We start from the raw sequence: 24,638 nt of genomic DNA on the forward strand, positions 1-24,638 counted from the left end.
GGCGATTGAGCGCAGCAGATATATACCAAAATGTTGATTATTTGGGTTATAGTTAATCGAAACAACCCAAATAATTAAATTTTTGGGTTATATTTCGAAATGGAAACGACAAAAATCCCTTTACTGCCTTTGCATCAGGATATTGAAACCAAAGCAGTTTTGCGTAAATCGGCGTTAGCACACCAGGCTTTGGCAGAATTTAAAGGGGTCATCAGTAGCCTTCCAAATGAACGTATTCTTTTGGAAACGTTAGCCCTTAGAGAGGCGAGGGAAAGTTCCGCGATAGAAAACATCATTAGCACATTTGATGAAATCTATCGAAGTAGTTTTCAAAACCAGCAGTTTGCTAGCCCTGCAGCTAAAGAAGTTCACCAGTATGCAAAAGCATTAATTGAGGGCTTTGACCTTGTTAAAACAAATGGATTACTTACGAATAATACAATCCTGCAAATTCAAGAGGGCGTTGAACAAAACAAGGCCGGTTTTAGAAGGCTTCCCGGCACAAAATTATTAAATGATCAAACAGGAGAAGTTATTTATACACCCCCACAAGACTACGATACCATCCTTAACTTGATGCAAAACCTGGAATCCTTTATCAATGATGATTCGATGATGGACCTTGACCCATTAATAAAGATGGCTATCATTCATTATCAATTCGAAAGTATTCACCCCTTTTATGATGGTAACGGCAGAACTGGACGAATTATTAATGTATTGTATTTGGTCCAAAAAGGACTCTTAACTTTGCCTATTCTTTATCTAAGCAGCTACATCATCACCCATAAAAACGACTATTATCGATTACTTCAAGAAATCCGTGTAAAAGAGTCGTGGGAGGCGTGGATGTTATTTATCCTAGATGGAGTAGAAAAAACGGCTAAAGAAGGGATTATATTAATTCAAGCGCTCCGATTATTGATGCAAGAACAAAAAAGCCAGATTAGAGCATTGGCACCTAAACTATATAGCCCAGACCTACTAAATAGTCTTTTCAAATACCCTTATACCAAAATAGAATACCTACAGAAAGATTTAAGGGTTAGCAGAAATACCGCGATTCGCTATTTGGATGATTTGGTTAGCGCCAATATCTTGGTAAAACATAAAATAGGTAGGGAGAATTATTATGAACACGTGAAATTATTTAAACTATTAAGTGGTCAAAAAAATGCTACCTGATCTTTTCGAAGAATAAGCGGGAACCTTTGGCATCCGACATAAACGCATCCTCCTGAAATACGAGATTTCCATTTACAAACGTACGTTTTACTTTAGCAGAAAGTCGCTCCCCCACTACCGGTGCCCATCCACACCTATAGAAAAGAGATGTTGTGGTAACATGCCACGGGGAATTGGGCTGCATTTCCACTAGATCTGCATAGTAGCCTTCGCGTAGATACCCTCTATCCTTCAAACGGTAAATATCAGCCACTCGATGACTCGTTTTTTCGACAATTTGTTCGACGGAAATTTCCCCGCGCGAAGCTAATTCAAACAGAAGCGGCAAGGTATGCTGTACGATAGGTGCCCCCGATTTTACTTGTTCGTAGGTCCCTTGTTTTTCTTCCTTACTGTGAGGCGCGTGGTCTGAGGCGATAATATCGATCCGTCCTTCTTTCAATGCCTGTATTAACGTTACCCGATCAAATTCCGTCTTGATGGAGGGATTCCATTTAATATCGCCCCCTCTTTTTTCATAGTCTTTTTCCGTAAACCATAAGTGATGAATACAGGCTTCTGCTGTTACTCGTTTGTTTCTATAATCAGTAGAGGCGGGGAAAAGCATCGCTTCTTCGCCAGTGGAAATATGGAAAAAATGGAGCCTGTTGTGGTAGTTAGATTGTATGTCCAAAACCCGTTTGGTAGCTTTCAAGCAGGCCTCTGTACTTCGAATTTTAGCATGTAAAGCAAAGGAAATTTGGCCTTTCGTTTCCGTAAAATACCGTTCGTAATTTTGATCAATAATGGATTCGTCCTCGCTATGTAAGGCAACCAAGGTCTCTGCACGCGAGAATAATTTTTCCAAATATTCCGGATTATTCGCTAGAATTTGTTGCTCATTAAAATACAACCCATCATCCGTAATTCCACAGACGCTCTCGTTATCTACCCGCAAGGCCTCCTCTAAATTGCCAGCGGTTACCCCCATAAAAAAGGAATAATTCGCGAGCGATTGTTGCGCCGCTGCTTGGTATTTTTGCTCTAATAAATCGCGGTTCAACGTATTAGGAACGGTGTTAGGCATATCCATAAAGGAGGTCACGCCACCTGCAACTGCCGCTCTAGATTCTGACGTTAAATTGCCTTTATACGTTAATCCCGGATCTCTAAAATGCACCTGATCATCAATCATTCCGGGGATCAAATAATTCCCATTGATGTCGAAAACATCCGCATTAGGATCAGAAATATGGGGGGCTATTTTTTCAATTCGACCGTGATGAATCAACACGTCCGAAAAAAAGGAGGTGCCTTCATTGACGATTTTAGCGTTTACAAGTACTTGTTTTTTCATTTCGCGGCGGCTCTTTCAAATCGGTCATTAATGGTACGTCCCAAGTTATAATTAGGCAGGCGCTCAACGATGATTAATTCAACCCCTGATTTTTCTAATTGATGCAAAGCGTCATACATGTTTGCGGCCGCCTCTTTAAAATTTCCACTAGGAGAGAGGATATGGTTGATGGCGACTTTGGGACTATCAATTTTCACTTCTTTAAACCATAAAATAGCCACTTTCTTCTGCTGAACGGCGCTCAACATAAACAACGGTTCATAGCTGATAATTAATTCACATAAGGGCGAATAATGCTTCTTGCTTCTGCCGGGTGCGAGGTGCAAGGACTCAGAGGATGTTCTGTCCAAAATACGTCCGACTACCTCCTCAATTTGCTCTATGGAAATAGCGCCATGCCGCAGTAAAACGACCTCATCTCCATCAAAAGAGAGAATGGTCGACTCTACTCCTGCCTCGCAATTACCGCCTTCTAAGATGGAAATTTGGGGGAAATAATCCTCCACATGCGTAGCGCAGGTAGGACTAATTCGATTGTAGGGATTTGCGCTGGGAGCAGCTAAAGGGAAGTCCAACGATTCCAGTAAATGTAAAGTCGCGGAGTGGTTAGGCATTCGTATCGCTACCGTCGATTGCTGAGCAGTTATCGCGTCAGAAATCAAATCGCTTTTAAGCAAAATCAACGTTAAAGGACCTGGCCAAAAACGCTCCGCCAATAGGGTTGCTTTGAGAGGAAAATACGAGACCAAAGTGCGCGCTTGATCCATCGATTTGACGTGGACAATCAAAGGGTTCGTGTTAGGCCTTCCTTTGGTACTAAAAATCTTCGCAATCGCTTGCTCATCGTAAATGTTAGCCGCTAAACCATAGACGGTTTCCGTAGGAATTCCGACCACTTCACCTTTTTCTAACTGGTCTTTAACAAAAGATAAATCTGACGTAATCATAGTATACTAGGGGTTACAAAAATCACAAAACATAGGGTCCTCCGTCGTTTTGGAATCAGGGAAATCAACGCAAGTCGTGTATTGGCATCCTTCACAACTATAAATAAGCGATTTAACTGATTTCGTAGGTAAGGAGCAACAAAAACAAACCAGGCCACGAATGACATCGGTGGGACTAAATCCAGGTCTTTGGCAGGCAGGACAACAGCTCTTCATCTTCTCCACTAATTTTCCCGCTAGCTTCTGAATAACAACCATTCGAGTCGGATTATTCATCGCCCGCATATCGGTTTCTAGGGTATAGGTTCCAAAGCGATTAACAGCCTCCTGAATCGCTTGATTTAATCGATCTTCAGATCTAATTCCTTTCGCCACGTAACCCGCTGGGGATTTCACATGTAAGCCGTGACTGGGAAATTTAACCTGTTGTAAAAAATCGGATAAATTCTGCTCTGAACCCTGCTCAAATGAGGCATAATTTGTTTGCAGGCTGGTGTGCTTTACCACAATCTCCAGCTCCCTTTTTCGGTCCAACAGTAGCAGAATTTCTTCATCCGCAGGTAGAAAATACAGCGTAGGATGTGGGCCAAAAGATCCTTCAGAACCAATGGCAAAATCGGCATCACATTCCGCTAAAGCTAAAATGCATTTTTGCCTAGCCGCCTCGACTGGTGTTAATACACGCTCCACTTCTCCTGTGAATGTGCCCAATAAATCCGTATCTACTTTCTCTGTAACGACATATTCCATCCCAAATGCCTCTTGTAATGCCGGGCCTATTACTTGTTCCTTTTGGTGTTTTGTCGCAATGACAACCTGACGTCCGCTGAAATAGTGTTCGCTAGCCATGGATAATTTGCATATATAAAGGCAAACCAATCGTGACATTGAGTGGGAATGTGACGCCCAAAGCCATCGGAATATAGATCCCCGGGTCTGCTTTAGGTGCCACCAAGCGCATCGCTGCAGGGACTGCAATGTAGGAAGCGCTGGCTGCCAAAATGGAGAATATCAGTCTATTCCCCACATTATCGGTGATAAATTGTGATAAAATGGAGACGGAGACCCCATTAAAAAGTGGCACTAGTAAGGCAAAAAGCAATAAAAAAGAACCCTGTTTTTTAAACGCCTTAAACCTGCTAGCAGCCACCATCCCCATATCTAACAAAAAGATGGCTAAAAAACCTTTGAATATATCTGAAGTAAAATGCTTAATTCCGATGGATTGAGACGAATCAGAGACGAATCCAATGAGTAAACTTCCAAAAATCATGAGCACACTTCCATTCGTCAGGGAATGTTTCATAGCCTCCTTCCACTGCACGGGGGCATTCTCTTTTTTGTCCGGAAATAAATTCAGTAGAATAACTCCCATAATAATGGCCGGAAACTCCATGGATGCCATGACGGCGACCATTTCTCCTCCTACCTTTAGGTTATTCATCTCTAAAAAAGCGACCGCAGAAACAAAGGTAACCGCGCTGACAGAGCCATAGGATGCTGCGATAGCACCAGCGTCAGAGGAATTTAATTTTACCCGTAAAATGAAGTAGGAGTAAATGGGTATAATCAACGCTAATAACATGCCAAACAAGAGACTAACAATTACTTCATTCGTAATTCCAGTCACTGCTAATTCGCTTCCGCCATTAAATCCGATAGAGAATAACAGATACAGAGAAATGAAGTTTTTGGATGCCGCCGGAACCTCTAAATCACTCTTGACATATTTTGCAAAAACCCCCAGAATGAAAAACAGTAAGGTGGGGTTTGTCAGATTAAAAGAAAGTAGTTCAAAGTTGATCATATTTAATTGCCTTGTGTAAAAGGCGGAGGGCATGCTGCTTGATTCTACCACAAAGTAAATCACTAAATATTGATAATTTTTATTTAAGTTTATAATGCAATACATAATGACGCGTTATGAACTATACCCTAAATCAACTGCAGATTTTCTTGAAGGTGGTACAAACCAACAGTATCACAAAGGCTGCTGAAGAACTAAACCTTACACAGCCCGCTGTTTCCATTCAGATCAAAAACCTACAAGCGCAGTTCGACATTCCTCTGATCGAGATCATCGGGAAGAAAATTTACATCACGGATTTTGGAAAAGAAATTGCGGAATCTGCTAAAAGCATCTTAGACCAAGTCTATGCCATTAATTACAAAACGATGGCGTTCAAAGACCAGCTGGTGGGTCGTCTAAAAATTTCCATTGTATCCACTGGCAAATATGTTTTACCCTATTTTCTGAGCGATTTCCTGTGTACGAATCCCGGCGTGGAAATAAGTATTGACGTAACTAACCGAGAAAAAGTACTCGAAAGTCAACTCGAAAACGAAGTGGATTTTAGCCTCGTTTCAGACGCCTTAGATAACCCCACCTTTGATTCCATCGATATACTTACAAACGATTTATACCTTATTGGAAACAAGGAAACGGCTGAGATGAAACCTACTTTTAACTACCATGAGTTTAAAAATGAACTACCCCTCATCTTCCGTGAATATGGGTCAGGCACGCGAAAAATAATGGAAAGTTATTTTAAAAAACAGGGGGTAGATGGCTTGAAAAAAATTGAATTAATGTCAAATGAGGCCGTTAAACAGGCTGTCATTGCCGGTTTAGGCTATTCCATCATGCCCATTATAGGCATTAAAAATGAAGTCAAAGCAGGGACTTTAAAAATTATCGAGCGAGAAGGTTTGCCCATCTCCACGAAATGGAAATTAATTTGGCACAAGGACAAAAGTTTGTCCCCCGTTTCCAAAGCGTTCTTAACTTACTTAGGCGAAAAAAAAGACCAGATCAAGCAGAAATACTTTCAATAAAAAAGCCAAACAAAGGATGCCTGGCTTTTATAAATTATTTTTTCATTAATTAAACTAACACAAATGAATTGAGTCAGAGTCGTTTGCGAACAAATCTAGGCAAGAGTAATGAATAATAAAATTTAAACTATTTTATAAAAATCATAAACAGAACTTATAACCACTTCTTCCGCCTAAACCACACATAAATCAAACCGCTGAGCAGCATCATAAACCCGAGTAATGCCGGATAACCCCAGCGTTCTCTTAGCTCTGGCATGTAATCAAAATTCATCCCATAAATCCCCGCAATAAAGGTTAATGGCATAAAAAACACGGAGAAAATCGTCAAGACCTTAATCACTTCATTGGTCTTCTGCGCAGAAATCGACAAATAAAAATTCACCAAATTGGACACATCTTCATGAATCTGGTCGTAGATGTTCATCAACTTTAAATGCAAATCGCGTGTGTCTTGCAAGACATCTGACTCAGAATCTGACAACTTAATGGAACTCACCGCCTCTTGACTAAACAGTAATAGCTTTTTACTCATCAGCGATTTGCGTTTGATTTGGTATAATTCCGATAGCATTTGAGGTGTCAAATTCTGCGAAAACACCTTGCTTTCAAAATCATCTAGCTCGTTCGATAAGCGCACCGCCGGTGTTTCATAGGAATGCAAAATATGCCAAAGCATTTTGGCCACAATAGACTCCACCACTGGCAATTGCCCCGTATCAAAAAACCGCGTCCGTACATCTTCAATAAAATCATGCGGAATGCGATGTATCGAAATCAACAATCCCGGTCGGTAAAAAAAGGCAATTTTCGTGGAGATAGACTGAATAGAAACTGATTGTCCAGCACTAATTGGAATGAGCACCCGCGTAATGATAAAGTGCGTTCCTTCTATATCCTCGTGTTTAGGAAGATGGTCTGGTTGCAGACAGGCGGATAAGGCATACGCATTTAAACCATATTCCTGACTGAGGTCGGATAGTTCTGTCGCAGTAGGACCGGTCACATCGATCCAGGTCAGTTGTAATTCTTTATTCTCAAAAATTGCTATGGCCATCCGTAAATCATATTATAAAGGGGAACTCGAATTTAGTTAATTAAACCAAATTCTAGGCAATTACCCCTTTAACTGTGACTGAAAAGGTTGTTGGTAAAAACGTTTCCCCGTCGCCTTATAAAGTGCATTCGCCATCGCACCAAAAATCGGTGGGAACGGCGGCTCGCCTAATCCCGTCGGGTCAATCTCATTCTTCACAAAATGCACATCAATTTTCTTCGGCGCCTCATTGTGACGAATCATGCGATACGTATCGAAATTGCGTTGATCAGTGCGACCATCCGTTAAAGTTAACTGGCCAAACAAAGCATTTCCAATCCCGTCGATCGCCGCACCTTCTGCCATGTTTTTCGCTCCTTCCGGATTCACAACCACGCCGCAATCCAAAGCTGTTGTTACTTGGTCAACCGTCACTTGGTCGCCTTTCACCTGTAAATCGATGACCTGTGCCGCATAGGAATTATGGCAGAAATACGCCGAAACCCCACGCTTTTTACCTGCGTTTTCCGGTTTTCCCCAGCCCGATTTTTCGCGCACTAATTCCAACACACCCATGTAGCGGCTCGCGTCGTAATCGTTGGTTTTTCCTACTGGGTTATCTTTGGCCCGCTGCAATAATTCCAAACGGAACGCAATCGGATCCTTACCCATGTACTCTGAAATCTCATCCAAGAACGACTGTTCCGCCGCGGCGTTAAAATTCGAACGAGGGGCACGGAAAGCGCCAATCGTAATGTTCGATGGAATCACAAAACTCTCCGCTAGGTAATTGTCAATCGCTCCTGCCGGAAAACGATTGGCATGTAAAGGGGATTCAGGAACGCCCCCACCTTTGGCATGAAAAGCAATCAGCTTCTTATTTTCATCGAAAGCTGCGCGGTAGGTCAACTGGTAAGACGGACGATAAATACCCGCACTCACATCATCCTCCCGCGAGTAAATTAATTTAACGGGTGCGTTCGCTTGCTTAGAAATCAAGGCCGCCTCGATCATGTAATGGCCATACGCACGACGACCAAAACCGCCGCCCATACGCACTAATTCAATCGATATATTTTCCTTAGGAATGCCTAAACGAGCCACGATAGAGGGCATAATCCAATCGGGGATTTGGATAGGTGCAACAAACCGAACTTTATCGCCCACATAATGTGCAAACGTGTTCGTCGGTTCCATGATATTATGTGCCAAAAACGGTGCGGTATAGGTTCGCTCAATCACGTGTTTCGCCTCCGCAAACGCCTTTTCTGGATCACCATCTTTTCGCTCGATGACACCTGGCTTTTTGCTCATTTCAAGCATTTGGGCATAATGTTTCGTCGTACTTTCTAAGCCTGAAGGAACCGTTGTTTCACGGTTATTCACGCCCATCTCTTTTCTTTCTGGCGCTACTTCCCAAACGGCTTTGATTTTCTTGCGTGCGTTCATCACATCCCAAGTAGACTTGCCCACGACGGCAATTACTTCGTTGAACGAACGCGTATCAAAACCTGCAAATTTATGGTCGTCTTTAAACACTTGGATCGGGAAAATATCCACGATTCCCGGCATCTTCTTCGCTGCGGTTGCATCGAACGATTTCAATCGCATACCAAAAGCCGGTGGACGTTCAGTCATCGCAATTAACATCCCCGCCTCGCGGTAATCCATCCCGAACAAGGGTTTTCCTTGTGCAATCTTGGGTGCAACCACATTTTTTTGAGGTGTTCCAATTAAGCGAAAAGATTGATTTCCTTTCAAGACGATGTCCTTCGGCACCGGTAATTTTGCAGCCGCAGCGGCAAAAGTTCCGTAGGTTTCTGACTTGCCACTGAACGCATGCGTAATCATTCCATTCGCCGTGGTCAATTCCGAAACAGGTAAATTCCAAGCCTGGCTGGCCGCCGTCAAAATCATCTGACGCGCTGCTGAACCTACCGTCCGCAATTGCTTCCAAGCCATGCGAATACCTTGGCTACCTCCGGTAAACTGACGCGGGAAAGCTTTAGGGTCGTAATTCCCTTGTTCCACTTCCACTTGCTTCCAATCGACGTCTAATTCCTCTGCGATTAACATCGGTAAAGAGGTCATTACGTTTTGGCCAAACTCTGGATTAGGAGAGAATATTTTAATCGAATTATCTGACGCAATTTTGATGAAACTGGTCACCTCTTGCCAGACCGGTTCGATATTTAATTCTGCTAGACTGTCTTCCGGCTTCGCGCTTGCGAACCAAGAAATACCTAACATCATGCCTCCGCCGGAAAGCGATGATACTTTCAAGAACGAGCGTCTGCTGTAATTTGAGTCTGTCTTTTTCATCTTATTTCGAAGCGGCTAGTTGAATGGCTTTTTTGATACGCGTATAGGTTCCACAACGGCAAATGTTGCCGGTCATGAAGTTTTCAATATCTTCTTCGGTGGGATTCGGGTTGTTTTTCAAGAGAGCCGCGGCGCTCATGATTTGGCCAGACTGACAATAACCGCATTGCGCGACGTCCACATCCACCCACGCTTTCTGTACCGGATGATCACCCTTCGCTGATAAGCCTTCGATGGTGGTGATTTCTGTTCCTGCCAAAGCCGAAATAGGCAACTGGCACGACCGAACCGCCTCCCCATTTAAATGCACCGTGCAAGCGCCGCAAGAGCCGACACCGCAACCGTATTTCGTGCCCTCCATTCCTAGGATGTCACGGAGCACCCACAAAAGGGGCATATTTTCGTCCGCCTCTACTTGGTGGACTTTCTTGTTAATCTTAACGGAATATTTCTTGATCATAGTCGAAGTGATTTAGGAGAATCGAAGCAAATATATTAAAATTTAATGTTTTATCTGATGCGTATCACGCACGCTACTAAATGTCAATGCGAGCATCTTCCAATCGTTCCCTTGTTTTTGGTAGACTTCCGTCACCGTAAACTCCGTAACCGCCACTTGTTCCCGCACGATAGCATCTAATGTAATGCGATTCCAAACGATCGCTGTATTCCCTACGATCTCCACCGCGGTATCTTTCACTGTCGCTTTTTTATACCAAATGCGCCCCGTTTTAATGATGTCCAATTCTTCATCTTTCTTCCACGTTCCGCTCATGTGAACGAATTTGGCTTTAGCATCGAATAATTTGTCTAGTTTGTCCACGTCTTTATCCGACATCCATTGCCACTTGTCCATCGACAATTGGATCAATTCTTTTTCTGCAGCGGTCTGTGCAAAGGAAGATGAAATAGAAATGAGCAAGATGCTCAATAAAAATACTAGCTTTTTCATGTGTTTTATTGTTTTAATTTAACTGGTCGAGATAAATGAGAAAATGTTAATTGGGCCATTTTCCATGCATTATTTTCCAATACATATACTTCCGTTACCATAAATGGATTCGTAACCAAGTTGCCACCTACCTGCGCGACTAAATCGATATCGCTTAATAAAATGGCGGTATTCCCGTAGAATTTCACATACGTAGAATAGACCTCTGCTTGTTTATACCAAATAAAACCGGCTTTAATGATCTCCACTTCACGCGCTTTCCCCCAGGTTCCTCCCATGTGAACAAACTCGCACTTTTCATCAAACAAAGCGGCTAATTTATCGGCATCTTTGTTAGCCATCCATTGCCACTTGTCTTTCGATAATTGCTTAATCGTTTCGTCTGAATTGGTTTGCGCGGAAGCGCTGTTGAGTGTCAAGAGCATAAAGCTCAAGAATAATACGATTGATTTCATAGGTTATTTTTTTACGAAACAAATTTCAAACTTAATGCATTGAAAGTAAGTAGATAAATTCCGGGATTTTCTACCATTTTTACGGATTAGGAATGTTCGAAGTTTGCATCTATTCGATAATTGGTAAATTCGTTTTTAAAATTCGTGGCCCATGGAACTGAATTACCCTATCAACAATATCGCAAAGTACAATACAGATAATAATCATAAGACATTACACCCATTGGCGTCTGTTATTGATTACTCCCTAGCGAACATACGGGAATGGGGCGATGCGGATACCATACGATTTCAATATGGACTATATAGCGTTATTTTAAAGGATGTCCAATGTGGCGACATTCGGTACGGTCGGCATACTTATGATTACCAAGCTGGAACTTTAATCTTTTTCGCTCCGGGTCAAGTGGCGGAAATTCAAAATACAAAGATTCCCTACCAACCGATGGGACATGGATTAATCTTCCATCCTGACTTGTTGATAGGCACAAGTTTGGGTCGAAATATGTCCCAGTATAAATTCTTCCATTACGAATCTCACGAAGCATTACACTTATCCGATGATGAGCGCCAAATGATATTGGACTGTTTTGCCAAAATCGAATTCGAGCTCAAGCAACCCATCGACAAGCATTCGAAGAAGTTGATTGTCTCAAACATCGAATTGTTTTTGGGTTATTGCCAAAGGTTCTACGACCGCCAATTCATCACACGGGAACATGTGAACAAAGGCATTTTAGAACGCTTTGAAACCTTATTGAACAACTATTTTGAATCCGATCAGGCGCAAGTTTACGGCATTCCATCCGTTAGTTATTTCGCGAATGAGCTGCATTTATCGGCCAATTATTTTGGGGATTTAATCAAAAAAGAAACCGGTTTAACCGCGAAGGATTACATCCAAAACAAGACCATCGACGTGGCGAAAAACCGCGTATTCGAATCGGATAAAACGATCAATGAAATTGCATTTGAAATGGGCTTCAAATACCCACAACATTTCACGCGCTTATTCAAGCAACGTGTGGGACAGACGCCTAATGAGTTTAGGTTGTTGAATTAATTCTTGTTTTACTTTGTGGGCACTAAAGTAAAATAACGGATTTTTTATTTTACTTTGCATAAAAGTTAATAATGATCGATTTAGCTCAATATACTTCCGGGAAACTCATAAAACACCCAACGGGCTACACGTATTTTGTACCCAGTAAAATCAATGAGCAGTGGATTTGGGATAATGCTCAAATCAATGCCCTATTAGAAAAAGCAGCCGCTAAACTGGGGGAGTTAAATTCGTTCTCTAAGCTTGTGCCGAATATCGACTTATTTCTTCAGCTCCATATCACAAAAGAAGCTGTTATTTCCAGCAGAATTGAAGGAACAAAAACACAAATAGATGAAGCTCTTTTAGAGGAAGAAGATATCTCCCCTGAGCGCAGAAATGATTGGCAAGAAGTAACCAATTATGTAAAGGCACTTAACAATGCCATTGTGGATTTAGAGACCTTACCCATTTCCGCACGTTTGATTCGAAAAACGCATGGTATTTTGCTGAATAGCGTGCGTGGAGAACACAAACAACCTGGAGAATTTAGAAAAAGCCAAAATTGGATAGGGGGAAATTCTCTACTAGATGCGATCTTTATTCCTCCCAATCAAGAATTAATATCCGAATTAATGAGTGATCTTGAGTCGTTTTTACACAACCAAGCTATTCTGATTCCTGCCTTAATTAAAATTGCGATAGCGCATTATCAGTTTGAAACGATTCACCCTTTTTTAGACGGAAATGGACGCATAGGACGTTTACTTATTCCGTTGTTTTTAGTAGAGCAAAAAATCCTCGAAAAGCCGCTACTTTATATTTCAGCCTTTTTTGAAAATGATAAAAGTCTGTATTATGATAATTTAACACGCGTAAGAACCAAAAGTGATATGACACAATGGCTAAAATATTTCCTCGTGGGAATATTGGATACGTCTGAAAATGCGATTGAAACCTTGAATCGTGTTTTGTCACTAAAAAGCCGACTAGAAGAAGAAATGACTACCACTTTTGGGAAAAGAAGCCAAAAAGCGAACCTGCTCCTCCAATACTTATTTGAAAAACCGATCGTTCACGTTAATCAAGTAAAAGACCTTACCAAGTCCTCCTTCAAGGCGGCAAACGACTTAGTTAACACTTTTGTAGAAGCTGGTATTTTGAAAGAAATGACCGGAAAAAACAGAAATAGACTATTTATTTTTGAAAAGTATATTCAGCTATTTTAATTAGATATTTTTGATGTGCTTCGCCGGCACCCCACCCACAATCGTATTAGCAGGCACATCTTTCGTCACCACAGCACCCGCAGCTACAATCGAGTTTTCGCCTACCGTAACGCCAGGTAAAATAATGGCGCCTGCTCCCAGCCACACATTTTTTCCAATATGAATCGATTTCAAATCTAGGCTCTTGCGATTGCCCGGATCCACCGGATGATTTTCGGTCACTAATTTCACTTGCGGCCCGACTAACACATCGTCTTCAATCGTGATGCCACCTAAGTCTAAAAACGAACAGCCGTGGTTAATGAAGACGTTCTTACCTATCGTCGTATGTTTTCCAAAATTAGTTGAAAAGGGCGCTAATACAGTCGTCGATGGATCGATGCTTTGACCTAAAATTTCAGATAAAATGGCGCGAATCTCCTCCACCTTTCCTGAAGCATTCAGCTTAGCAGAAAGTGCAATCGTTTGATTCACAATCTCCCAAACCTCCGTCCACGCTGGATCCGTGTGCGGAATAATTCCGCCGGCACGCATACGTTCGAAAATGTTCATATACTTTTATATAAAATTGGGCCAAAGCTTTTCATGACTTTGACCCAATTATCTATGCTTTTTTAAGAGCCCTTTTATTTCACTACCGTAATCAATCCCGGAATCTCCACCATTTCGTTCGCCTCCGCAACGTAATCTACGCCATCAAAACCGAAACCAAATAGGTTTAAGAAGTCTGATTTATACCCAGCTAAATCGCCAATGGCAGTCAAGTTTTCTGTCGTAGCACCTTTCCATAATTCAGCCACTTCTTTTTGAACTTCTGGGTTCATTTCCCAATCGTCGATGCGGATACGACCTTTCTCATCTACTGGAATCGTTCCATTCGTATACAGACGCGCACTGAATAGGCGTTGGATTTGCTCGATGCAACCTTCGTGCGTGCCTTCTGCCTTCATTATTTTGTACAACAACGAGATGTATAAAGGAATCACAGGGATCGCTGAACTTGCCTGAGTTACGAGTGCTTTGTTCACTGAAACGAAAGCTTTGCCTCCTATTTTGGCCAAATCATCTGTAATCTTAAACGCCGTCGCCTCTAAATGGTCTTTCGCCATTCCGATCGTTCCTTTGCGGTAAACAGGCTCCGTTACTTTAGGTCCAATGTAGGAATACGCAACGGTCATCGCGCCATCTGCTAAAACGTCCGCGTTCAGCAAAGCATCCATCCACATCTGCCAATCTTCGCCACCCATCACTTCCACCGTGTTCGCGATATCTTCATCGCTGCAAGGAGTAATCGTCACATCTGAAACAATCCCCGTGTGGAAATCAACCGTTTTGTCTGTAAATGTATCACCGATAGGCTTCAAAACCGAACGGTGCAAAACGCCTGTAACCGGGTGTTGACGTACCGGAGAAGCTAAACTGTAGATTACTAAATCAATTTGGCCTAAATCTGCCTTGATTAAATCGATCGTCTGCTCTTTTACTTCGTTAGAGAACGCGTCGCCATTAATGCTTTTCGCATAAAGGCCCGCTTTTCCTGCCGCTGCTTCAAAAGCAAGGCTATTATAATATCCTGGAGAGGCTGTTTTGCCTTCTGCAGGTGCTTTTTCAAAGAAAACGCCAATCGTCGCGGCATCCGATCCGAATGCACTCGTGATGCGAGAGGCTAAACCAAAACCCGTCGAGGCTCCGATGACAAGCACTTTTTTAGGGCCATCGATGGCTCCCTTTGACTTCACATAGTCAATTTGATTTAAGACGTTTTTTTCACAACCTTTCGGGTGTGATGTCAAACAGATAAACCCTCTCATTCTAGGTTCAATAATCATAGTGCTTGTATTTTGTTTGTGCAAATATAGTTAAAGCCCTATATTTTACATAATAATGCGAAAAAGGTCTAAGCTTTTGATAGATTTGCAAAAAAATCAACGAATCACTTATGGCTTTCATTACGATTGAATCAACGATAAACGCACCCATCGCCAGCGTTTGGGAAAAGTGGACTTCTCCAGAACACGTTCAACACTGGAACTTTGCCTCTCCAGATTGGCATTGCCCCTCAGCGAAAACAGACCTACAAGTGGGCGGTGAATTTCATTATGAAATGGCAGCCAGAGATGGGTCGATGAGCTTTGATTTTTGGGGAACTTTTAAGGAAATAGAGGAGCAAAAATCACTCGATATTCTGATTGGAGATGGCCGTAAAATGAAAGTTACTTTCGCATCCACCGAAATGGGCACGAAAGTAACTGAACAATTTGAGCCGGAAAATCAAAACCCGGAGGACATGCAACAAGCCGGCTGGCAGATGATTTTGGATAACTTTAAAAGCTACGCAGAAAGCACTATTTAGCAGGTTTCAAAATCAAACTTACTCGCTCCAAACAATCATCCAAATGGTAGCGCACTTCTTTATCAGCAAACTTTGCCTTCGAAGCCGCTAAACTAGCTTGAAGCGCCTTCAACTCGCCACGCACAATCGAGCGCACATCGGATTGGGCTACGGGATAGCTTTCACGCGACATTAAAACAACAGGCGCCTGATCCGTCATCAAAGCTTTCAAGCGTTCGATATAAGCCTTCTGCAAATTACGACGGTAACGATCGATGTATTTTCCTGAAGCTAATTCGCTCCAAATGCCTCCGCGTACATCTTGAAAAAGATCAATGGTCTTGTAATGATTCGGGTTAGTCAAGCCACTGTTATCCAAGCGCGCAAAAGTTTCTACACTTAACATACGGTTCAACGGACTAACTTGAAGGCTACGAATACGATCCGTATAACCCGCCATATGATGCGTCACCACCTCTTTGTTGATTAACCAATCTACGTTTGTAAATACATTTGAAATGATCCAGTTGACTGCAGCTTGTTGGCTCGCTTTCGGTACCGGATTATAGGTAGAAATATGTTGATTTGGTTTGGCATATTGCTCATATACTCCACCCACCATCGTAGTCACGTGGCCCACATAACGTGACCAAGAACCCAAAAGCTCATCATTTAATTCAATTAAGTCCTCGTAATCATTCGTCTTTTTGCTGGTCCATTCCGCTAAATGCTGTGCCACATATTTCAAGTTCTTCACCCCATAGGTACTCGCACGAATGGGATCATTTCCGATATCTTCCGTTTGAGAACTTGGATCAAAAGTCGTTCCCTGATTGCCAAAACGGAATCTTGCATCCCCTGCTTTGGCCTCAATCCACTTGTCTAACGTAGGCACTTCGTCTTCAGGACGAGCTGCGTCTGGGATCAAACGATAGCCCCAATTCACAGCATAGCTGTCATAAGGCCCCATTTGACGAATGTAGCGAACCCCCTGGTCACCCGGCTGCGCGATGTAATTAAAACGCGCATAGTCCATGATGCTGGCAGAGATTCCCTCCTTATTCGTGAAGTCTGCCTTGCGGTAATTCTCCACCTCATACGAGCTGCTAGCTCCCATATTGTGCGGAAAACCTAAAGCATGACCCACCTCGTGCGAAATCACCATTTCCATCATCTCGCCAATATCCTCCTCGCGGGTATCGAGCGTACGAGCGTTCGGATTTGAGGCCCCCGTTTCTAACAGAAAACGATTCCGGTACGAACGTAAATGGTTATGGTACCAAATAATGTCACTCTCAATAATCTCCCCCGAACGCGGATCGCTCACGCTAGGACCCATCGCATTACGCGTCGTGCTCGCCACATAGCGAATCACTGAATAGCGAATGTCTTCTGGTGAAAAATCAGGATCTTCTTCCTTAGTAGGTGCTTCCTTGCAAATAATCGCATTTTTAAAACCTGCCGCTTCAAAAGCCTTCTGCCAATTCTCTACGCCCTTCTTCATGTGCTTCCGCAATTTCACCGGCGTAGCAGGATCTAAATAATAGACGATTGGTTTGATCGGTTCTACTAACTCCCCACGCTTGTATGCGGCCATGTCTTTTGGCTCTAAGCGCCAGCGCTGGATATACGTTTTCTGATCGGATTTCAATTCTTCACTCGAGTAATCATACTGTCTTTGCGTGAAATAACCCACACGCTGATCGAATAAACGCGGTTTCATCGGTTTCTCTGGCAATAAAATCATGGATTGATTCATCTGCATGCTGATCGTTTCCGTATAGGCTGTGGCCGATGGCTTAGTGGCATTGTAGGTAAAATCTTGCAACACCTCGATGTTCAACGGAAATGATTTGATGGAACGAATGAAACTCCGAGAAGCATCTAAATTTCTGACTTTATGCGTCTCCCGCAAAGATGCATCTAAGCCGCTCATGGCTGGAATGTCACTGCTATAAAACTTCGTTACATCGATCACGACATTAGAAGAGTCTTTGCTATATGTTTCAATATCGAACATATACAAAGTGGGCTCGTAATTATTGGCCTTTACCGATAAGCTGATAGGTAAAGAATCTGCCGCTACAGCTGCGTAAGATTTGATTTTAATTAAGATCTTTTCTTGGAATTTTTCCCAAACAATCAATTGCTCGTGAGAAGACGTACCCGCATTCACGTAGCCTCCGCCTAAACCGTTGGGGATTTTGGCGATTTGGCTGACTAATAACATGTCTTTGCCTAAGTGTTTCTTGGGGATTTCGAAATAGAATTTATCGCCTATTTGGTGGGTCGTGAATAAACCTTTTTTGGATTTCGCCTCCTTGGTAATAACCTGATCGTAGGATTTCGCCTTAGAAACAGGCTTTTTCGAAGCAGAGGAATCAGCCGGCTTGGGCTGTACGGCTGCTGGTGATTTAGTAGTTTGCCCAAGGCTTAAAAAAGTAGCGGCTAAAAGGCCGCAGCTGAGTAGAAGTGCTTTTTTCATTCGTTATTTGAATTTGGTCCAAATTAATGAAATAATTTTTTAATCTACGAACACCTTGTAGGCTACCTATAAAAAAAGCCCTCAATAGAGGGCTTTACTTAGTTAATTTCCACATCAAATAACAGATCGATATCGGTACTTCCCCCCGCTTCTTGACCCGTCTTCACCTTTACCCCGTTTAATTCTGGCTGGTGCTTTAATAATAGATTTAATTTACCCGTTCCGGCACTCGCAGAAGTTACAACAGAAGAGGATAATCCCACCGGAAGCCCATTGTTATCCTTGTCCAAAATGGTCGTTGTAAACAAAGAGGCTGGCGTTGTTTTAAATACAAAAAGATGCACATCTGATTCCTCTTCGATCTCCTCTGAAATATCCTCCGCAGGGGACTTCGTATCGTCATAAACCCCCACTGACAACGTATAAGTCGCCCCTTTTTTCAACACGATTTTATCGAACTTTTCTGGCGCTGTATTGGGATCGCCATCTTTGTCCTGAAAAGTATAGGTGAGGGATGCTTTTGAAGTGACATCCGTAAAGGTTAGCTGAACGCGAGTAACTAATTCATTATCATCTGTAGGCTCTAATTCGTCTTTTTTACAAGAGGTAAAAAGTAGCACTGCGCATAAAATAGGTAGGTATTTTTTCATGTGCCAAAGTTCCGCACAGAATCATTAACCTCCATCCATTTTTGTCGATACAATCCACCCATTTTGTCTACGAAATTATCGAGGTCTGTAAATCGCTCCGGTAGCAAAGTCAATAATCGCACCTGGCCAAAACAAGATAACATCCGCAATCAAGGCCGCACCTCTAATTTCTCTGGCAGGTTTCCCGGGAGCAGGTTTAGTTCGTTGGTATTCTGTCACTCTTCCTCCAAGTACAGTAGCACAAGAACTCATGGATGCTAAAAGAGCTAGAGCAACAAACGATTTAAATAGGGACTTTTTCATAAGGCTATTCTTTTTTATCTAGACCAAAGATAAAAATAATTACGCCTTGACAGTCAAAGTAGATCCAGTAATTTCAATGGTTAATTTCGTCAATCCTTTCGTAGCCGGACCTTGCACTAATGCCCCATTTCCACTGAAGGAAGAACCGTGAGCGGCGCAGAAAAAGGAGGAGGTAGAATTATTATATTCCACCGTTGCCCCAGCATGAGGACATACTGAAGAGAATGCTAAAAAACTAGTTATAGCGTTTCCGGACGCGGTGCGGATGACGATGGTAGAGCTTTTGGCAACAAAATCATTGATATTTTTTAACTCTGAATCTAAATTAACCGTGGTTCCCGCTGTATTTCCCGTGGGATTAGAACCCGTTGCGGGAGTCACCGACTCCTCTTTAGAACAGGCGGCGGCCATACAAGCAACACAAGTTGCGGCTAAACCTCCCGATAATTTGTGTAAGAACTCTTCGCGATTCATGTTCATCTAAGTAGCTATTTATCAAGCTATAAACCAGATAAACTTAGTTTTGTTTCGTGAATAATTTCTGAGTGTAATCAAGCAAACTGGAGTCTCCCGCTTCCCCATGACCGGGAACCACTCGTTTCACACGCGGAAATTCCTTTTTAACTTTTTTCACGGTGGCGGACCATTCGTCCACATTTGCATCTCCTAGATAACCTTTAGACGCGTCTAATTCTTTTATTAAACAGCCCCCAAACAGTACATCTTCACTTGGAAAATAGCCCACCACATTATCCCGCGTATGGCCTTGGCCTAGAAATTTAATTACTACTTTTTCGCGTCCTATTTCTTGTGTTAAAGAATCGCGAAAGCCGTTTTTAGGTATTTCTACACCACTATTTTTCGCTAAACCCAGGGTTAATTCGTTCGCAATGGAAGGTATCCCTGCCTCATGAAAAGCCCTTAGACCGCCTAAACAATCACTGTGAAAGTGAGTGGGAACTACGGTCATGATTTTACAGTGTAAAGAATCTTGAACCAAACGAATCAATTCTTTTGCACTTTGATCATCCGTAGGCGTATCAAAAATAAGTGCCTGCTGACCATTTCGAACCACTAAACCATTGCAAGGAACATGTCCATAATCGTCCGTTTGCAAATAGGAGGTATGAACAAAGGTGTTTTCAGATAGCTCTTTTAATAACACCTGTTGAGCGTTAACAAACGGCATGTAGGCAAACAATAGAAATAGTATTCGTTTCATCCGGCTTTTTTATAAGAATCCCAAAATTACCTCTTTCAAGATAATACAATCGAATCAGCCCCTTAAAAATCTTATTTAAAATAATTCTAAATAGTGTTGCGTGAGTCGCGATCGCTTCCTACATTTGTACTCTATTTAAAATTAGTCTAAATAAAGTTTAAATGAAAAAAGTACTATTCGCCTTCGTATTACTAGTTAATTTCTCATCACTTGCGCAATTAGGCTCAATCTCAGGCCTAATTACGACTGAATTAAACGAGCCTCTTCCAGGTGCATCAATTACCCTTGCCGGAACTGTTCGTGGGGTACAAACGAATGCGAAGGGTACTTATATCCTCAAAGGCTTAAAACCTGGGCAATACACCATTCAAGTGAGTTTTGTGGGCTATAGAACCAGCAAACGAGAAGTCAACATCAAAGAAGGAAAGCAACAGGAAGTAAACTTTACCCTAAGCGATGTAACAGAGCTACAAGGCGTTTCTGTCACGGCTCAATCGGGAGTAAAAGGCAATTCCTTTTTACCTCAAGTCAACGAATACACGATTACAGCAGGTAAAAAAAATGAGATGATCTTGCTAGATAACCTACAAGCGAATTTAGCCATGAATAATTCCCGCCAAATCTTCTCTAGAACACCCGGAATTTCGGTCTGGGAAAGTGATGGTTCCGGAATTCAATTAGGCGTGGCCTCGCGCGGACTTTCCCCTAATCGTTCTTGGGAATTCAATGTACGGATGGATGGATACGATATCACTCCAGACCCGATGGGTTATCCAGAAGCTTATTATACGCCGCCCATGGAGGTAGTCGATCGCATTGAAATTATTCGAGGGGCGAGTTCACTACAGTATGGCCCACAGTTTGGAGGGTTAATGAACTTTGTGCTTCGCAAGCCTGATCTATCTACAAAGCTGGTTGTGGAAAGCCAAAACACCACCGGAAACAATGGCCTCTTCAGCTCCTTTAATTACGTGGGGGGAACCGCAGGTCGCTTAAGCTACACGACTTACTATCAAAAGCGTCTAGGAAATGGATGGCGACAAAACTCCTATTTTAACACGGACCATTCTCATGGGGAAGTGTCTTATGCGCTTTCTAACAAACTTAAAGTAGGTGCTCAACTAACTTATATGTATACGCAAAGTCAACAAGCAGGGGGGTTAACCGATACAGAATTTGCCCAAAATGCCCAGCAAAGCAAGCGCGCCAGAAATTGGTTTAGCAACCCTTGGTTCATTTACGCGTTGACCGCGGACTATGTCATTTCTGCGGATTCGAAACTGAGTTTAAAGTATTTTGGGACTACAGCAGAGCGTAATTCCATCGGTTTCACCAAGGCGATTACAGAAGTAGATCCCATGGGAAACAGGCAAGTAGACCGTGACTTTTACCAAACCAATGGGCTAGAATTACGTTATTTAGTAGATTACAAGCTAGGGTCATGGAAGAATACGGTAGCTTCTGGTCTTCGGTATTTCTCTGGAGAAATCAAACGCAAGCAACTAGGCGTGGGAAGCAATGGTAACGGTATGGACTTTGACATTCAGGGCTTGTATACCCGCGATTTAATTTTCCATAACACAAATTACGCGGCTTTTGCGGAAACTATTCTAAGACCATCAGAACGTTTACTAATGACAATAGGCGCCCGTTTAGAACAAATCGAAACGCACATGATGGGTCAATCTGGACTTAGTTCATCTGGCACTCCACTCGCAGCCACACCAAGCACCCGTGAACGATCATTCGTGTTACTAGGTGCAGGAGCGGAATACCAGGTAAGCTCGGGAACAAAACTCTACACGAACATTGCGCAAGCTTATCGCCCAGTTTTGGCTTCTGACCTGTTACCTCCTGCTACAACGGACGTCATTGACCCGAATTTATCGGATGCCAAAGGCTTCAACTTTGACCTGGGATACCGAGGCGAACTGGGTAATTATTTGACATTCGATGTAGACTATTTCCACCTCGATTACGATAACCGCGTGGGTACTATCTCGCGCACAAATAGCGATGGTAAAATCTACCAGTTCCGTACTAATCTAGGTCATTCTGTTTCCAAAGGCGCTGAGGCCTACATTGAATTTAGCCCTACCACCGCTTGGTTGAAAGCCTCAAAAATGGGTAATATCTCGGTTTTTGCCTCCATCGCTGCCATTCAAGCACACTACCTCGATTTCAAAACAACATCTGTGGTAAGCGGCAAAATCATGGAAAGCAATTTAGCCGGCAAAAGCGTCGAAAATGCTCCTGAAAAAATCAACCGTTACGGAATTACGTATTCGAAAAAAGGCCTTTCATTAAGTTGGCAGATCAGTGACATTGGTCAAGCTTTTGCAGATGCCAGCAATACCATGGCAGCTAATGCGGCAGCAACGACAGGTTTAATTCCTGCTTATCAGGTACAAGATGTTTCTGGCTCTTACAAGTTTAAAAAATACGCCACTTTGAAGTTTGGAGTGAACAATCTAGGTGATTCGCGCTATTTTACTCGAAGATCTGGTGGTTATCCGGGCCCAGGCATTTTACCTGCGGATGGCCGGACTTGGTATGTGGGATTGAATGTGAAGTTTGTGAATTAACTTAAGATTCGGCGGTGGTAATTAATTTGGCCTAAATGATAGGCTAGATGTGTTTCCAAATGGATGAAAATATACGAGACCGTTTTCTCCTCATCGAATATTTTAATGGGGTAGATTTCCCCTAGTTTTTCAGCCGGGAAATCACGAAGGACTTGTAAAACAATCGGATGAATTTCATCCAACATGGCAAGTAATTTTGCTCGGGAAATTCCGCTCGCAGAAAACTCAAGCGGGCGATCACGAACATATCCCGTATTCGCATAAACTGCCCCGAAAAAAGTGTTCAAATTACCCATCAAATGTAGAAATACATTTCCTCCAGGGTTATTAATCCCCTCCGCTTTTTTCCAAACCGAAGCATCATCGGGGTAAGATTCGATTTCATTGCGAAGCGACTTCAGGTCGCGATCGTAAAGGGCAATTAGTTCTTTTAATAAGCTCATTTTTTTAATAATTTAACAGAACAAAAAAGCTTCTTGTAAAACGGATTAGAAAAAATTAGTGTGCAATAACGAATTCTATAATCTCCTTTGCCACCTCTACTTTAGATTGTAACTCTACTTTTTTCTTTTCTCCTGAAGCAGAAAAAATCGTCACTTGATTCGTGTCTAAACCAAAACCTGCTCCCGCTTCTTTCAGCGAATTTAACACGATAAAATCGGTGTTTTTTTGTTGCATTTTTTTCAATGCATTCGCTTCTTCATTTTCGGTTTCCAGCGCAAATCCTACTAGGGTTTGATGTGCTTTTTTCACCGCACCTAATGCCGATAAAATATCTGTCGTTTTCTCTAAAACAAGCGTAGACATTGCTTCTGACTTCTTTATCTTTTCTTTAGCAGGTGAGGCAGGACGGTAGTCGGCAACTGCAGCTGCCATGAAAATAATATCAGAGGAAGCCGCTTGAACTAAACAGGCTAATTCCATTTCAGCGGCAGACCTAACATTCACTACGTTAATTCCCTGAATGTGGGTAGAGACTTGTAAAGGCCCGGCTATTAAGGTTACTTCTGCCCCTTGTAAGTAGCATTCTTCTGCGAGACAAATCCCCATTTTCCCGGTTGAAAAATTAGAAATATAGCGTACTGGATCTAGTAATTCTTGGGTAGGACCCGCCGTAATCAGGACGTGTTTGCCAGACAGAATCGTATCCCGAAACGTGGTCTGAATTAAATACTGAACGATTTCCTCCGGCTCCATCATACGACCTTGACCTACTAATCCACTCGCTAATTCACCTGAATTAACTGCTAAAACCGTATTTCCATAGGAGCGAAGTAGCTCTAATGATCGCTGCGTCGCGGGATGTAAAAACATATCTTCATCCATGGCTGGGGCCACTATTACAGGACATCTAGCAGATAAGTAAGTAGCCAAAACGATATTATCACACAGCCCATTCGCCATCTTACTTAAGGTATTACAAGTAGCCGGCGCAACAATAAAAACATCTCCCCATAACCCTAGCTCCACGTGATTATTCCACACATTTCCTTCGTGAAACTCAATCCACACTGGGTGATGGGAAAAAGTAGAAAGCACTAAAGGGGAAACAAACTCTTTAGCGTCCTTCGTCATCACAATCCGTACCTCAGCCCCCGCTTTCGTTAATAAGCGGACTAATTGTATCGATTTATAGGCGGCAATACTGGCCGTAATTCCCAGTATTATTTTTTTCCCTTGGAGAGTCATTTTAGAAAAGTTTGGCCAAAAATATGGTAATTT

The 24,638-nt window shown here is 42.5% G+C and carries 24 protein-coding genes; 6 read left to right on the forward strand and 18 right to left on the reverse strand.

Annotation, left to right across the window (positions count from 1 at the left end; all coding sequences use genetic code 11):
* Positions 1 to 99 precede the first annotated feature (99 nt).
* Positions 100 to 1,185, forward strand: coding sequence for a Fic family protein (locus tag G9X63_RS04810; RefSeq protein WP_252624667.1), 1,086 nt, complete (start codon positions 100 to 102; stop codon positions 1,183 to 1,185).
* Here the strand turns inward: G9X63_RS04810 and G9X63_RS04815 are convergent.
* From G9X63_RS04815 to G9X63_RS04830, 4 genes are read right to left on the reverse strand one after another with little or no spacing between them, the layout of a single operon-like run.
* Positions 1,178 to 2,521, reverse strand: coding sequence for a dihydroorotase (locus G9X63_RS04815; protein WP_252624669.1), 1,344 nt, complete (start codon positions 2,519 to 2,521; stop codon positions 1,178 to 1,180). The genes G9X63_RS04810 and G9X63_RS04815 overlap by 8 nt on opposite strands.
* Positions 2,518 to 3,468, reverse strand: a complete 951-nt coding sequence (locus tag G9X63_RS04820; protein WP_252624671.1) for an L-threonylcarbamoyladenylate synthase — start codon at positions 3,466 to 3,468, stop codon at positions 2,518 to 2,520. Before G9X63_RS04820 ends, G9X63_RS04815 begins: the two co-directional genes overlap by 4 nt.
* A 6-nt stretch (positions 3,469 to 3,474) precedes the next feature.
* A complete protein-coding gene (locus G9X63_RS04825) occupies positions 3,475 to 4,317 on the reverse strand; it encodes a DUF6671 family protein (protein WP_252624672.1) in 843 nt (280 codons plus the stop codon).
* Positions 4,310 to 5,275: a sodium-dependent bicarbonate transport family permease gene (locus tag G9X63_RS04830; RefSeq protein WP_338079079.1), complete on the reverse strand. Its 966-nt coding sequence runs from the start codon at positions 5,273 to 5,275 to the stop codon at positions 4,310 to 4,312. Before G9X63_RS04830 ends, G9X63_RS04825 begins: the two co-directional genes overlap by 8 nt.
* A 116-nt stretch (positions 5,276 to 5,391) precedes the next feature.
* Between G9X63_RS04830 and G9X63_RS04835 the strand changes: the two genes are divergently transcribed.
* On the forward strand, positions 5,392 to 6,303 hold the full coding sequence (locus tag G9X63_RS04835; RefSeq protein WP_252624673.1) for a LysR family transcriptional regulator: 912 nt from the start codon (positions 5,392 to 5,394) through the stop codon (positions 6,301 to 6,303).
* A gap of 154 nt (positions 6,304 to 6,457) precedes the next feature.
* Here the strand turns inward: G9X63_RS04835 and G9X63_RS04840 are convergent, their stop codons facing one another.
* The 5 genes from G9X63_RS04840 to G9X63_RS04860 are packed head-to-tail and all read right to left on the reverse strand — an operon-like array spanning position 6,458 to position 11,068.
* Entirely contained in the window at positions 6,458 to 7,360 is a 903-nt protein-coding gene (locus tag G9X63_RS04840; RefSeq protein ID WP_252624676.1) for a magnesium transporter CorA family protein, read from the reverse strand.
* Positions 7,361 to 7,420: 60 nt separating this feature from the next.
* Positions 7,421 to 9,661 carry a xanthine dehydrogenase family protein molybdopterin-binding subunit gene (locus G9X63_RS04845; RefSeq protein WP_252624678.1) on the reverse strand — a complete coding sequence of 747 codons (2,241 nt, stop codon included), beginning with the start codon at positions 9,659 to 9,661 and terminating at the stop codon, positions 7,421 to 7,423.
* Between the two features lies 1 nt (position 9,662).
* Positions 9,663 to 10,118, reverse strand: a complete 456-nt coding sequence (locus G9X63_RS04850; protein WP_276528112.1) for a (2Fe-2S)-binding protein — start codon at positions 10,116 to 10,118, stop codon at positions 9,663 to 9,665.
* A 45-nt stretch (positions 10,119 to 10,163) separates the two neighbouring features.
* Complete coding sequence (locus G9X63_RS04855) at positions 10,164 to 10,613, reverse strand: nuclear transport factor 2 family protein (RefSeq protein ID WP_252624679.1); 450 nt, start codon at positions 10,611 to 10,613, stop codon at positions 10,164 to 10,166.
* Positions 10,614 to 10,618: 5 nt separating this feature from the next.
* Positions 10,619 to 11,068: a nuclear transport factor 2 family protein gene (locus G9X63_RS04860; RefSeq protein WP_252624681.1), complete on the reverse strand. Its 450-nt coding sequence runs from the start codon at positions 11,066 to 11,068 to the stop codon at positions 10,619 to 10,621.
* 151 nt (positions 11,069 to 11,219) lie between these two features.
* Between G9X63_RS04860 and G9X63_RS04865 the strand changes: the two genes are divergently transcribed.
* Both G9X63_RS04865 and G9X63_RS04870 read left to right on the forward strand, forming a co-directional pair.
* Positions 11,220 to 12,131 (forward strand): helix-turn-helix domain-containing protein, encoded by a 912-nt coding sequence (locus G9X63_RS04865; protein WP_252624683.1) that lies wholly within the window; start codon positions 11,220 to 11,222, stop codon positions 12,129 to 12,131.
* A gap of 71 nt (positions 12,132 to 12,202) precedes the next feature.
* On the forward strand, positions 12,203 to 13,339 hold the full coding sequence (locus G9X63_RS04870; RefSeq protein WP_252624685.1) for a Fic family protein: 1,137 nt from the start codon (positions 12,203 to 12,205) through the stop codon (positions 13,337 to 13,339).
* Here G9X63_RS04870 and G9X63_RS04875 read toward each other — a convergent pair whose 3' ends face one another.
* Positions 13,340 to 13,891: a sugar O-acetyltransferase gene (locus G9X63_RS04875; RefSeq protein WP_252624687.1), complete on the reverse strand. Its 552-nt coding sequence runs from the start codon at positions 13,889 to 13,891 to the stop codon at positions 13,340 to 13,342.
* Positions 13,892 to 13,965: 74 nt separating this feature from the next.
* The gene (gene fabV / locus G9X63_RS04880) at positions 13,966 to 15,168 is read right to left on the reverse strand and encodes an enoyl-ACP reductase FabV (RefSeq protein WP_252624689.1); all 1,203 of its coding nucleotides are present in this window, start codon (positions 15,166 to 15,168) and stop codon (positions 13,966 to 13,968) included.
* 110 nt (positions 15,169 to 15,278) lie between these two features.
* Here fabV and G9X63_RS04885 point away from each other — a divergent pair, with 110 nt between their 5' ends.
* Positions 15,279 to 15,692, forward strand: a complete 414-nt coding sequence (locus G9X63_RS04885; RefSeq protein ID WP_130895673.1) for an SRPBCC domain-containing protein — start codon at positions 15,279 to 15,281, stop codon at positions 15,690 to 15,692.
* Here the strand turns inward: G9X63_RS04885 and G9X63_RS04890 are convergent.
* The 5 genes from G9X63_RS04890 to bla all read right to left on the reverse strand — a co-directional run bounded on the left by G9X63_RS04890 (position 15,685) and on the right by bla (position 20,331).
* Positions 15,685 to 18,156 (reverse strand): zinc-dependent metalloprotease, encoded by a 2,472-nt coding sequence (locus G9X63_RS04890; protein ID WP_252624691.1) that lies wholly within the window; start codon positions 18,154 to 18,156, stop codon positions 15,685 to 15,687. The two genes, G9X63_RS04885 and G9X63_RS04890, sit on opposite strands and share 8 nt — an antisense overlap.
* A 98-nt stretch (positions 18,157 to 18,254) precedes the next feature.
* The gene (locus tag G9X63_RS04895) at positions 18,255 to 18,806 is read right to left on the reverse strand and encodes a hypothetical protein (protein WP_130895671.1); all 552 of its coding nucleotides are present in this window, start codon (positions 18,804 to 18,806) and stop codon (positions 18,255 to 18,257) included.
* Positions 18,807 to 18,881: 75 nt separating this feature from the next.
* On the reverse strand, positions 18,882 to 19,109 hold the full coding sequence (locus G9X63_RS04900; protein WP_130895670.1) for a hypothetical protein: 228 nt from the start codon (positions 19,107 to 19,109) through the stop codon (positions 18,882 to 18,884).
* A 39-nt stretch (positions 19,110 to 19,148) separates the two neighbouring features.
* Entirely contained in the window at positions 19,149 to 19,589 is a 441-nt protein-coding gene (locus G9X63_RS04905; RefSeq protein WP_252624692.1) for a QcrA and Rieske domain-containing protein, read from the reverse strand.
* Positions 19,590 to 19,626: 37 nt separating this feature from the next.
* A complete protein-coding gene (bla, locus tag G9X63_RS04910; RefSeq protein ID WP_252624694.1) occupies positions 19,627 to 20,331 on the reverse strand; it encodes a subclass B1 metallo-beta-lactamase in 705 nt (234 codons plus the stop codon).
* Between the two features lie 161 nt (positions 20,332 to 20,492).
* Here bla and G9X63_RS04915 point away from each other — a divergent pair, with 161 nt between their 5' ends.
* A complete protein-coding gene (locus tag G9X63_RS04915) occupies positions 20,493 to 22,916 on the forward strand; it encodes a TonB-dependent receptor (protein WP_252624695.1) in 2,424 nt (807 codons plus the stop codon).
* Here G9X63_RS04915 and G9X63_RS04920 read toward each other — a convergent pair.
* Both G9X63_RS04920 and coaBC read right to left on the reverse strand, forming a co-directional pair.
* Positions 22,913 to 23,359: a DinB family protein gene (locus G9X63_RS04920; protein WP_252624696.1), complete on the reverse strand. Its 447-nt coding sequence runs from the start codon at positions 23,357 to 23,359 to the stop codon at positions 22,913 to 22,915. The genes G9X63_RS04915 and G9X63_RS04920 overlap by 4 nt on opposite strands.
* 55 nt (positions 23,360 to 23,414) lie before the next feature.
* Positions 23,415 to 24,605 (reverse strand): bifunctional phosphopantothenoylcysteine decarboxylase/phosphopantothenate--cysteine ligase CoaBC, encoded by a 1,191-nt coding sequence (gene coaBC, locus G9X63_RS04925; RefSeq protein WP_130922388.1) that lies wholly within the window; start codon positions 24,603 to 24,605, stop codon positions 23,415 to 23,417.
* Positions 24,606 to 24,638 lie beyond the last annotated feature (33 nt).

The sequence above is a fragment of the Aquirufa antheringensis genome (assembly GCF_023921165.1).
In the GTDB taxonomy this organism is placed as follows: Bacteria; Bacteroidota; Bacteroidia; order Cytophagales; family Spirosomataceae; genus Aquirufa; species Aquirufa antheringensis.

Coding starts and splice junctions, on each gene's coding strand:
- G9X63_RS04810 (WP_252624667.1), top strand. CDS start 100: ATGGAAACGACAAAAATCCCTTTACTGCCTTTGCATCAGGATATTGAA.
- G9X63_RS04815 (WP_252624669.1), bottom strand. CDS start 2,521: ATGAAAAAACAAGTACTTGTAAACGCTAAAATCGTCAATGAAGGCACC.
- G9X63_RS04820 (WP_252624671.1), bottom strand. CDS start 3,468: ATGATTACGTCAGATTTATCTTTTGTTAAAGACCAGTTAGAAAAAGGT.
- G9X63_RS04825 (WP_252624672.1), bottom strand. CDS start 4,317: ATGGCTAGCGAACACTATTTCAGCGGACGTCAGGTTGTCATTGCGACA.
- G9X63_RS04830 (WP_338079079.1), bottom strand. CDS start 5,275: ATGATCAACTTTGAACTACTTTCTTTTAATCTGACAAACCCCACCTTA.
- G9X63_RS04835 (WP_252624673.1), top strand. CDS start 5,392: ATGAACTATACCCTAAATCAACTGCAGATTTTCTTGAAGGTGGTACAA.
- G9X63_RS04840 (WP_252624676.1), bottom strand. CDS start 7,360: ATGGCCATAGCAATTTTTGAGAATAAAGAATTACAACTGACCTGGATC.
- G9X63_RS04845 (WP_252624678.1), bottom strand. CDS start 9,661: ATGAAAAAGACAGACTCAAATTACAGCAGACGCTCGTTCTTGAAAGTA.
- G9X63_RS04855 (WP_252624679.1), bottom strand. CDS start 10,613: ATGAAAAAGCTAGTATTTTTATTGAGCATCTTGCTCATTTCTATTTCA.
- G9X63_RS04860 (WP_252624681.1), bottom strand. CDS start 11,068: ATGAAATCAATCGTATTATTCTTGAGCTTTATGCTCTTGACACTCAAC.
- G9X63_RS04865 (WP_252624683.1), top strand. CDS start 11,220: ATGGAACTGAATTACCCTATCAACAATATCGCAAAGTACAATACAGAT.
- G9X63_RS04870 (WP_252624685.1), top strand. CDS start 12,203: ATGATCGATTTAGCTCAATATACTTCCGGGAAACTCATAAAACACCCA.
- G9X63_RS04875 (WP_252624687.1), bottom strand. CDS start 13,891: ATGAACATTTTCGAACGTATGCGTGCCGGCGGAATTATTCCGCACACG.
- fabV (WP_252624689.1), bottom strand. CDS start 15,168: ATGATTATTGAACCTAGAATGAGAGGGTTTATCTGTTTGACATCACAC.
- G9X63_RS04885 (WP_130895673.1), top strand. CDS start 15,279: ATGGCTTTCATTACGATTGAATCAACGATAAACGCACCCATCGCCAGC.
- G9X63_RS04890 (WP_252624691.1), bottom strand. CDS start 18,156: ATGAAAAAAGCACTTCTACTCAGCTGCGGCCTTTTAGCCGCTACTTTT.
- G9X63_RS04895 (WP_130895671.1), bottom strand. CDS start 18,806: ATGAAAAAATACCTACCTATTTTATGCGCAGTGCTACTTTTTACCTCT.
- G9X63_RS04900 (WP_130895670.1), bottom strand. CDS start 19,109: ATGAAAAAGTCCCTATTTAAATCGTTTGTTGCTCTAGCTCTTTTAGCA.
- G9X63_RS04905 (WP_252624692.1), bottom strand. CDS start 19,589: ATGAACATGAATCGCGAAGAGTTCTTACACAAATTATCGGGAGGTTTA.
- bla (WP_252624694.1), bottom strand. CDS start 20,331: ATGAAACGAATACTATTTCTATTGTTTGCCTACATGCCGTTTGTTAAC.
- G9X63_RS04915 (WP_252624695.1), top strand. CDS start 20,493: ATGAAAAAAGTACTATTCGCCTTCGTATTACTAGTTAATTTCTCATCA.
- G9X63_RS04920 (WP_252624696.1), bottom strand. CDS start 23,359: ATGAGCTTATTAAAAGAACTAATTGCCCTTTACGATCGCGACCTGAAG.
- coaBC (WP_130922388.1), bottom strand. CDS start 24,605: ATGACTCTCCAAGGGAAAAAAATAATACTGGGAATTACGGCCAGTATT.